The following is an 8,351-nucleotide window of genomic DNA, read 5'->3' as shown; positions in this document are numbered from 1 at the left end:
CCTATCAAGCTGATTTTAGCTCAAAACTCACCCTCACCCCTTAATTTTTAACACAGTTCATGTATACTACCTGGGAGAGTATAGCCTCCGCCAGGACTAATATTGGCTGAGGCTATGAAAAGCGCCTATTTTTTGGCTTTTTTGTGGGCTGGTTAGGCGGTGATGCTCTACCTGACCGAACCTTTCGCCCTAATTTGGCGGTTTACACAGCTTCATTACTGCTTTTCCCTACCTATGCTCAACTTGCCTACGACTGAAGAACGGCTTGGGAAATCCCCCCAACGCTTGGTCCGTTACTTTGTACTGGTAATGGCATTAGTCTACATGGGTTTGGGCATTTGGCTATTGTGGTCGGCCAACAAACCTATTGCGGGGGGTACCATTGAATTGGGCCCCACGGTTCGCCGCGTGCTTGGCGTCGTTTTCATTCTCTATGGCCTGTTACGGTTTGGACGAGGCTATCAAGCGTATTTTCGCAATTCTTCTCCTCCCGACAACACCCATGAATAAGCGCATGCACCTTTTTACGGCCGGAGCTGTGGCCGTACTGGCCGGGGCTGTCACCATTGCATCCTGCAATGGGCCGGGCTCACCTGGGGCGCAGAACACGGCTACCACCGGCACCGTGGCCGTGAGCTCCGACGAAACGTTTGCGCCCATTCTGCAGGCCCAGGTCGATACGTTCGCGAAGTTGTACCCTAACGCGCACATTAAAATGAGCTTTCAGTCCGAGGAGAAAGTGATGCTGGACCTCATCAACGACAAAGTGAAGATTGCCGTGGTATCACGGGAGCTGAATGCCGAGGAAATGGCCTATTTTGTTAAACAAACTATTGTGCCGCGCACTACGCGCATCGGCATCGATGGGCTGGCGGTGGTATTGAACCGCGCCAACCCTGATTCCCTGTTTACAGTAGCTCAACTGGCGGATATTTTCACCGGTAAGACGGCCAACTGGAGCCAGATAAGCGGCAAAAAAAGCCTTGCTGCTATCAATGTGGTATTTGATGCCAACCGGAGTAGCACGGCGCGCTTTGTGCGCGACTCCGTGACGCGGGGAGCCGCCCTGACCAAACGGGTATTCGCAGCCACCTCGAACCCGGCGCTGCTCGATTATGTTGCCACGCACCCCAATGCCATCGGTGTGGTAGGCGTGAACTGGATTTCGGACCGCGACGACCCAACCGCCATGACGTTCTTCAATAAGGTTCGGGTCGCCAGCATCACGGCGCGTCCCAACCCCAAACCTGCCGATTACATTCAGCCCTTTCAGGTGTACCTGGCTGAAAAAACGCCGGAACAGTTGGCTGAGCACGAAGATTTGCAGAACTACCCCCTTCGACGCAATCTTTACGTCATCAGCCGGGAGGCACGCGCGGGCTTGGGCACGGGGTTTGCATCTTTCGTTGCAGGCAAAACCGGACAGTTGATATTTCAAAAGTCGGGCTTACTCCCCGCCCAAATGCAGGCCCGGATTATTACCACGCCTAAACTGTAGGCGCCCCGTGCGCGTACCCTCATTTACTTATTTGCTTTTCATTCTTTTTTTTCTCTTATGAGTTTCAAGCCCTGGAAACAGCCGCTGCTCGCCGCCATCGCAATGGTAGCGGGCACTACGGCGGCCACCGCCCAAAACGTACAAAGTGCCCAACGCGCTATCGAATTGGGCCGTTACAATGAAGCCCGCGCTATGCTGCGGCCCGGTTCCTCGCCCGAAACTGCGTTCGAACTAGGTCGTCTGTACCAAATGCGTGACTTGCCGGACTCGGCCGCTTATTACTTCAATAAAGCTGCTGGCACTACCCCTTTCGGGCAGGTAGCCGCTGGGCGGGCTTTGCTAGCTAAAGGCCAGGTAGCACCGGCCGAAACCCAGTTTGAAGCGGCTGCTAAAGCCACGAAAAACAAGGATGCCAAGGTGCTGACGATGATTGCACAGGCATACGGCGAATCGGATTCGAAAGACACTGGCAAAGCTCAAACTTACCTGACAGCGGCGCAAACCGTTATCAAGAAGGATGATGCCGCACTAATGGTTGCTCGCGGCGATATTTTCCTGCACTCGGAGCAGGGTGGTGGCGAAGCCATGACAAGCTTTGACCGTGCCATTACGGCCAACCCCAGCTATACCCAGGCATACTACAAGAAGGGCGTGCTGAACGTCCGGGCCCGTAACTTCAATGCGGCCCGCGAAAGCCTAAGCAAGGCCATTGAGCTGGACCCCAGCTATGCCCCGGCCTACCGCGAGCTGGCCGACATGTACTACTACGCGGGTCAGTACGACCTTGCGCTGAGCACGTTCCAGAAGTACGTCGGGCTGGCCGAGAAATCACCCGCTACCGACGCGCAGTATGCTTCGTTCCTGTACCTGACTAAGAAGTATGCAGAGGCACTGACTGAAGTGAACAAGGTGCTTGAAACCGACCAGAAGAACCTGACGATGAATCGCCTGAAGCCGTACCTGCTGTACGAAACCGGTGACTTTGCTGGTGCTGCCACAGCCATGGACGCGTACATGAAAATGGCACCGGCCGACAAGATTATTCCAGAGGACTACTCTTACCAGGGTCGTATCCTGGCTCGGGCTGGGCGGGCCGATGAAGGTATTGCCATCATCAACAAGGCCATCACTGCTACTACTGACCCTGCTAAAAAGGGTGAGTTGCAGAACGACTTGGCCACGGCTTACATGACCAAGAAGGACTACAAGAATGCTATCGGCGTTTACAGAGCCAAACTAGCCAACGGTGGTGACCTTACCGACCAGTTCCGTCTGGCCTCGGCCTACGGCAACAACAAGCAATATGCGCAGTCAGACAGCGTGTACGGCATCATCAACACGGCAAAGCCCACCTACGCACCAGCAATCCTAGCTCGCGCAAAAGTGAATGGCGTTCGTGATGCTGATGGCAAACAGGGCTTGGCTAAGCCTTACTATGATAAGTACATCGAACTATCGAAGGCAGAAGGTGCTGACCCAGCCAAGTTTAGAGAAGGCCTCGTGGCTTCTTACGGCTACCTGGGTGTGTACAACTACCAGAAAGGCGATAAAGCCACGGCAAAATCGAACTTTGAGCAGGTTCTCGTTTTGGACCCTACCAACGAAGGTGCCAAGAACAACATTGATGTTTTGACTGCCCCAGTAAGAAAGGCCCCGGTCAAAAAGGCTCCGGCCAAAGCACCTGCTAAGAAGAAGTAATTTCTTAAGCAGTTATTGAAATTAAAAGCCCCAACGCTGGTAGCGTTGGGGCTTTTTTGTATCTAACTACCAGCATTATGCTCAACCTGTCTCCTCTGGTTTACGAGGCCCAAGCTCGCCATTTTTCCAGCACGGCGGCAAAGTCTGCCGGTAATTCCGCCTCAAACAATTGCTGCTCGCCAGTGGTGGGGTGAACAAAACCCAGCGAACGGGCGTGCAATGCCTGCCGGGGCATCAACTGAAAGGCATTTTCGACGAACGCACGGTAAGTGCCGTTGTTCTGGCCCACCCGAATACGGTCGCCGCCATAGGTCGCATCCGAGAATAACGGGTGGCCGAGGTACTGCATATGCGCCCGAATCTGGTGGGTGCGGCCGGTTTCCAGCACGCACCGCACCAGCGTCACCGGGCCGAAACTCTCCAGCACTTCATAATGCGTCACAGCGGGCTTGCCCTGCTCGCCACCGGGGTATACGGCTTGCACCTTGCGGTCGCGTACGCTGCGGCCTATATGACCGGTAATTGTGCCCGTAGGGCCGGGGGGCGTGCCCCAGACAAGCGCCAGGTAGCTTCGCTGAATGGAATGATGAAAGAACTGCAGCGATAAATGCGTCATCGCAAACTCCGTTTTGCCAATTACCAGCAAGCCCGAGGTGTCCTTGTCGATGCGGTGCACCAGACCGGGTCGTATTTCGCCGTTGCGGCCCGTTGGCAAGTTAGCGAGGTGATAAGCTAGTCCGTTGACCAGCGTGCCCTGCCAGTGGCCGTAGGCAGGGTGCACCACCAGGCCCGCCGGCTTGTTCACGATGAGCAATTCGGCATCCTCGTAGCGGATGTCTAACGGCATCTCTTCGGGTACAACGCGGCCTTCGCGCGGCGGCTCGGGCAGGGTGATGGTGATTACGTCCAGTGGCTTTACCCGGTAATTAGGCTTCACCGGGGTACCGTTCACTTCCACAGCCATCGCCCGGATGGCATCCTGCACTTTGTTACGCGAGGTGTTGCGCAAGCGAGCCTGCAAGAACTTATCAATGCGGAGCTGTTCCTGGCCGCGGTCTACTAAAATGCGGTGGTGTTCGTACAGCTCATCGCCTTCCTCAGCGTCATCGGGCTCATCAGTGTACAATTCTTCGGGGTCTAAATCGGTATCCATCATATTCGGCACAGGTAATGCATGAAAAAAGCCGGAGCATACGCTCCGGCTTTTTCGCTATCGGGCGGCGAACGCCGCTTATTTTTTGGTCTTAGTCTTGATTTTGCTGGCACCGGGAGCTGCCGGCGTGGGCGCAGACATTGGCGCGGGACCTGATTTGATTGGGGCAGCAGCGCCGGGCGTAATGCCCATTTTCTTCAGCACCAAATCCGAAATATCGCCTTCTTTGGGAGCATGCAGCAGCAGCGGGCTACCACCGCCATCGGAGTTGAACACGTAGGTGAAGCCATTTTCTGTGGCCACAGCATCAATGTTTTTCTGCAATTTATCGAGAGCTGGCTTCAGCAGGGTTTGCTGCTTCTGCTGCAACGACTGCTGAGCACTCTGCTGAAACTCCTGAATGGACTGCTGCATACCCTGCATCTCCTTCTGCTTATCGGCTTTCACAATGTCCGTCATCGTGGCTTCACCTTGTTGATAAGCTTTGTATTTGGCTTCCAAATCTGACGACTTGCTTTTCAGCTGGCCTTCCAGCTGGGTATTGTACACTTTGAGGTCCGACTCAATCTGCTTGCTTTCGGGCATCTGAGCCAATACGTATTGAACGTCGGTGTAACCAATTTTCAGGGGGGCCTGGGCCTGCGCGGAAGTGGCGGCCAGGGTTCCGGCGGTCAGCAGAGCGGCGGCGAGCGTCAGACGAAAGATTTTCACGAGATTCATCAAAAAGGAAAAGGGTCAGAAAAATATTAAAACAAAGGTAATTACTTCGCGCCCTTCTTGGGTGAGCGCGCCGGCTTGGTAGCCGCTTTGGGGGTTACAATCGACTCCGAAGCACCGGAATCTGACTCAAAGTTGGGGTCAACGGGCGTCTTCGGCGGTGCCACCGTTTTCACGGTTCCTTTCGGACCCGGCTGGTTGCGGTCTTCGGCTCCCAAGCCAAGCTCTTCCAGCACAAATTCGGTGTAATCATGCGCAGGATTGGTATAAAGCATGGTCAGGTCACCGGATTTGTCGAAGAGCACGGCCAGCTGCTTCTTTTTGGCCACCTTTTCCACGGCCTCAAACACCTTGTCCTGCACTGGCTTATTCAGTTCCTGGCGTTTTTTGAACAGTTGACCTTCGTAGCCAAACTGCTTATTCTGGTACAATTTGATGTCCTGCTCTTTTTTCAGAATTTCGTCCTGACGCTTCTTTTTCATAGCCTCGGTCAGCACTACTTCTTCCGCCTGGTAGTTGCGGTGCAGCTTTTCCAGGTCTTTGCGCTGGGCTTCAATTTCTTTCTGCCAAGTGTCCGAAATCAGGTTCAACTCGGACTGCGCCTTCGCATACTCCGGCATTTTCGCCATGATAAACTCCGAGTCAACCCACCCAAACTTCTGGGCCTGGGCACCCGAAGCAACGAAAAGCAATAATAAGGCCAGCAGCCGGCCACTAAGATTCATCATACTGGAAGAAACGTGAAAACCTGTCCGCTAGTGCCCAACTAGCGAATTTGCTGACCGATAATGAAGTGGAATTTCCCGAACTCCTGTTTGCTTCCAGCAGCTGTACCCGGCTGCGGCACCACTGGGTCGAAGCCATAGCCGTAATCAAAGCCCAGCAAGCCAAAGGCCGACATGAAAATCCGGGCCCCTACGCCAGCCGAGCGGTACAGCTTATAGGGGTTATAGTTTTTGTAGGAATCGTAAGAGTTACCGGCTTCGGCAAAGGCCAGCACGTACACCGTGGCGGCCGGGTTAAGGCTAACCGGATAGCGCATTTCCAGCACGTACTTGTTGAAAGCGATGCCGCCCGCTTGGTTAGCCTGGGCCGTGGGAATAGCGAAGCCACTGTTGGGGTCGTCGTAGCCGCGCAGGCCTACGAAGTCGGTGCCCACCAGGAAGTTGCCGCCGCCGTTGTTACCCAAGCCCGCACCGCCCATCTTAAACCGCTCGAACGGGCCGATTTGGCGGGCAGAATTGTAGTTGCCCAAGTAGCCAAAGTGGGCCCGGGTATTCAGCACCAGCTTGCCCACGATGGGGGTGAACCACGAGGCATCAAACATCCATTTGTGAAATTCAATCAGCTGCGTCGAATTGGGGTGGTCGGGGTTCAGCAGCGAATACGGCGGCGTCAGGTTCAGGCTCAGACTCAGCGCCGAGCCGCGACGGGTATAAGTAGGATTGTCAATACTGTTACGAGCCAGCGTCGTATTGAATGTAATGTTGGTAGCGAAACCCGAAGTGAAACCCGGCAGCAGCGCGTAGTTCTGCGTCTGATACTGACTCAATGACAGCGAGTTACTCAGCGTAAAATAGTCATCTGGCACACGCAGCTGACGGCCTAGTCCCACCGTAGCGCTGTTCACCTTGATGAAGCTTTCGCTTGACGCATCAAGACTGGTACCTGCCCGCTGTATGCTGTGGTTAAGGCTAAATGAGAACGAGTTCGGCCGCCGGCCACCCAGCCAGGGCTCCGTGAATGACAGCGAATACGCCTGGTACTGCACCCCGTTGGCCTGCACGTTCAAGGCCAAGCGCTGGCCATCGCCGGAGGGCACCGGGGTCCAATTACGGAGCGTACCGGCTTTGCGCATCGAGAAGTTGTTGAACACCAGGCCCACCGTACCGATAAAGCCAGCGAAGCCGCCCCAACCGCCCGACAGCGTCACCTGGTCCGACGGTTTTTCAACTACCGTGTAATTGATGTCAACCGTACCATCAACCGGATTTGGAATGGGATTGATGCCAATTTTCTCCGGGTCGAAGTAGCCCAGCGTAGCAATCTCGCGCTGCGAACGGATGAGCAATTCGCGGTTAAACTTGTCGCCGGGCAAGGTGCGCAGAGTGCGACGCAACACATGGTCGCTGGTTTTGGTGTTGCCGGCAATGTTGATGTCTTTGATGTGGGCCTGCACGCCTTCGCTCAGGCGCATCTCGATGTCAATTGAGTCGCCTTCCACCTTGGTTTCTACCGGGTCAATGGTGAAAAACAGGTAGCCGTCGTTCAGGTAAAGCGAGGAAATATCCTGACCGGTGGGGTTGTAGTTCAGACGTTTATCCAGTGTTTCCTTACTGTATGGACTGCCCGGCTTGATGCCCAGCACATTGGCCAGCGTCTTGTCATCGTAGAGGTAATTGCCATTCCAGGTAATATGACGGAAGTAGTACTTCGGGCCCTCATCGACGGTTATGGTCAGGGCCAGCCCCTTCTCATCACGCATCAGGGTATCGCTCACAATAGTGGCATCGCGGTATCCTTCTGCGTTATAGAATTCGAGCAGACTCTTCTTATCGTTCTCGTATTCAGCCTTCTGAAACTTACCTGGGGTCAGAAATTTGTACGGCTTGCGCTCTTTGGTTTTTTTCAACTTACCCTTCAGCTTGCGGTCTGAAAATGCCTTATTGCCCTCAAACGCAATGTTGTAAATACGCACTTTCGAGCCCTTATCTACATCGATGCGCAGTGCTACGCTGTTCGACAACGCCGAATCAGCCACTTGCATGATATTCACTTTTGCATCCAGAAAGCCCTTGTTCACGTAGAATTTGCGAACCTGGGTCCGGGTATTGTTCAGCAGCGCATCGGTTACCACCTTACCACGAATCAGCGTGATTTTCTTGGTTAGTTCCTCCGTTTGGCCTTTGGGAATGCCCGTGAAAGTGAATTTGGATAGCCGGGGCCGCTCCTTAAGATTATAGTCCAGAAAAATCTTATTGCCTTCGATGCGCCCAATAGTCACGCTCACATCGCCCAAAATGCCCTGAGCCCACAACTTGCGAATGGATTTGCCGATTTCTTCACCCGGAACGGTAATGGCATCTCCTACGCGCAGACCCGTCAGGCCAATGAGGGTATTCGGGTCGAGGTAGCGGGCTCCGCTAACCGTAATTCCTCCCAACTCGTATTTTTTGGGCTCATTGGCATCGGCTTGCTGGGCTTGGGCCGAGCGACCGAGCAGTCCCCCCAATACAACCAGAGTCAGCGCCAGCTTCACAAATAAATTACGCACAATAATCATTA

The 8,351-nt window shown here is 54.3% G+C and carries 6 protein-coding genes; 2 read left to right on the top strand and 4 right to left on the bottom strand.

The annotated features are described in order from the left end of the window. The first annotated feature begins 502 nt into the window (after nucleotides 1-502). Complete coding sequence (locus tag IEW17_RS17980) at nucleotides 503-1,498, top strand: PstS family phosphate ABC transporter substrate-binding protein (RefSeq protein WP_229749112.1); 996 nt, start codon at nucleotides 503-505, stop codon at nucleotides 1,496-1,498. Between the two features lie 57 nt (nucleotides 1,499-1,555). Continuing rightward, nucleotides 1,556-3,196 carry a tetratricopeptide repeat protein gene (locus IEW17_RS17975; protein WP_188563446.1) on the top strand — a complete coding sequence of 547 codons (1,641 nt, stop codon included), beginning with the start codon at nucleotides 1,556-1,558 and terminating at the stop codon, nucleotides 3,194-3,196. Between the two features lie 100 nt (nucleotides 3,197-3,296). Here IEW17_RS17975 and IEW17_RS17970 read toward each other — a convergent pair whose 3' ends face one another. From IEW17_RS17970 to bamA, 4 genes are all read right to left on the bottom strand, one after another. Further along, the gene (locus tag IEW17_RS17970) at nucleotides 3,297-4,352 is read right to left on the bottom strand and encodes an RluA family pseudouridine synthase (RefSeq protein ID WP_229749111.1); all 1,056 of its coding nucleotides are present in this window, start codon (nucleotides 4,350-4,352) and stop codon (nucleotides 3,297-3,299) included. Between the two features lie 75 nt (nucleotides 4,353-4,427). Beyond that, the gene (locus IEW17_RS17965; RefSeq protein ID WP_229749110.1) at nucleotides 4,428-5,060 is read right to left on the bottom strand and encodes an OmpH/Skp family outer membrane protein; all 633 of its coding nucleotides are present in this window, start codon (nucleotides 5,058-5,060) and stop codon (nucleotides 4,428-4,430) included. Nucleotides 5,061-5,110: 50 nt separating this feature from the next. Continuing rightward, nucleotides 5,111-5,794 (bottom strand): OmpH/Skp family outer membrane protein, encoded by a 684-nt coding sequence (locus IEW17_RS17960; RefSeq protein ID WP_188563444.1) that lies wholly within the window; start codon nucleotides 5,792-5,794, stop codon nucleotides 5,111-5,113. A 38-nt stretch (nucleotides 5,795-5,832) separates the two neighbouring features. Beyond that, nucleotides 5,833-8,349, bottom strand: coding sequence for an outer membrane protein assembly factor BamA (gene bamA, locus IEW17_RS17955; protein WP_188563443.1), 2,517 nt, complete (start codon nucleotides 8,347-8,349; stop codon nucleotides 5,833-5,835). Between the last annotated feature and the right edge of the window lie 2 nt (nucleotides 8,350-8,351).

Source organism: Hymenobacter frigidus (assembly GCF_014640435.1).
Taxonomy (GTDB): Bacteria; Bacteroidota; Bacteroidia; order Cytophagales; family Hymenobacteraceae; genus Hymenobacter; species Hymenobacter frigidus.
This window is presented reverse-complemented; position numbering and strand designations above follow the sequence as displayed.

Bases quoted from the DNA above. Each gene is read 5' to 3' on its own strand.
- IEW17_RS17980 (WP_229749112.1), top strand. From the start codon at position 503: ATGAATAAGCGCATGCACCTTTTTACGGCCGGAGCTGTGGCCGTACTG.
- IEW17_RS17975 (WP_188563446.1), top strand. From the start codon at position 1,556: ATGAGTTTCAAGCCCTGGAAACAGCCGCTGCTCGCCGCCATCGCAATG.
- IEW17_RS17970 (WP_229749111.1), bottom strand. From the start codon at position 4,352: ATGATGGATACCGATTTAGACCCCGAAGAATTGTACACTGATGAGCCC.
- IEW17_RS17960 (WP_188563444.1), bottom strand. From the start codon at position 5,794: ATGATGAATCTTAGTGGCCGGCTGCTGGCCTTATTATTGCTTTTCGTT.
- bamA (WP_188563443.1), bottom strand. From the start codon at position 8,349: ATGATTATTGTGCGTAATTTATTTGTGAAGCTGGCGCTGACTCTGGTT.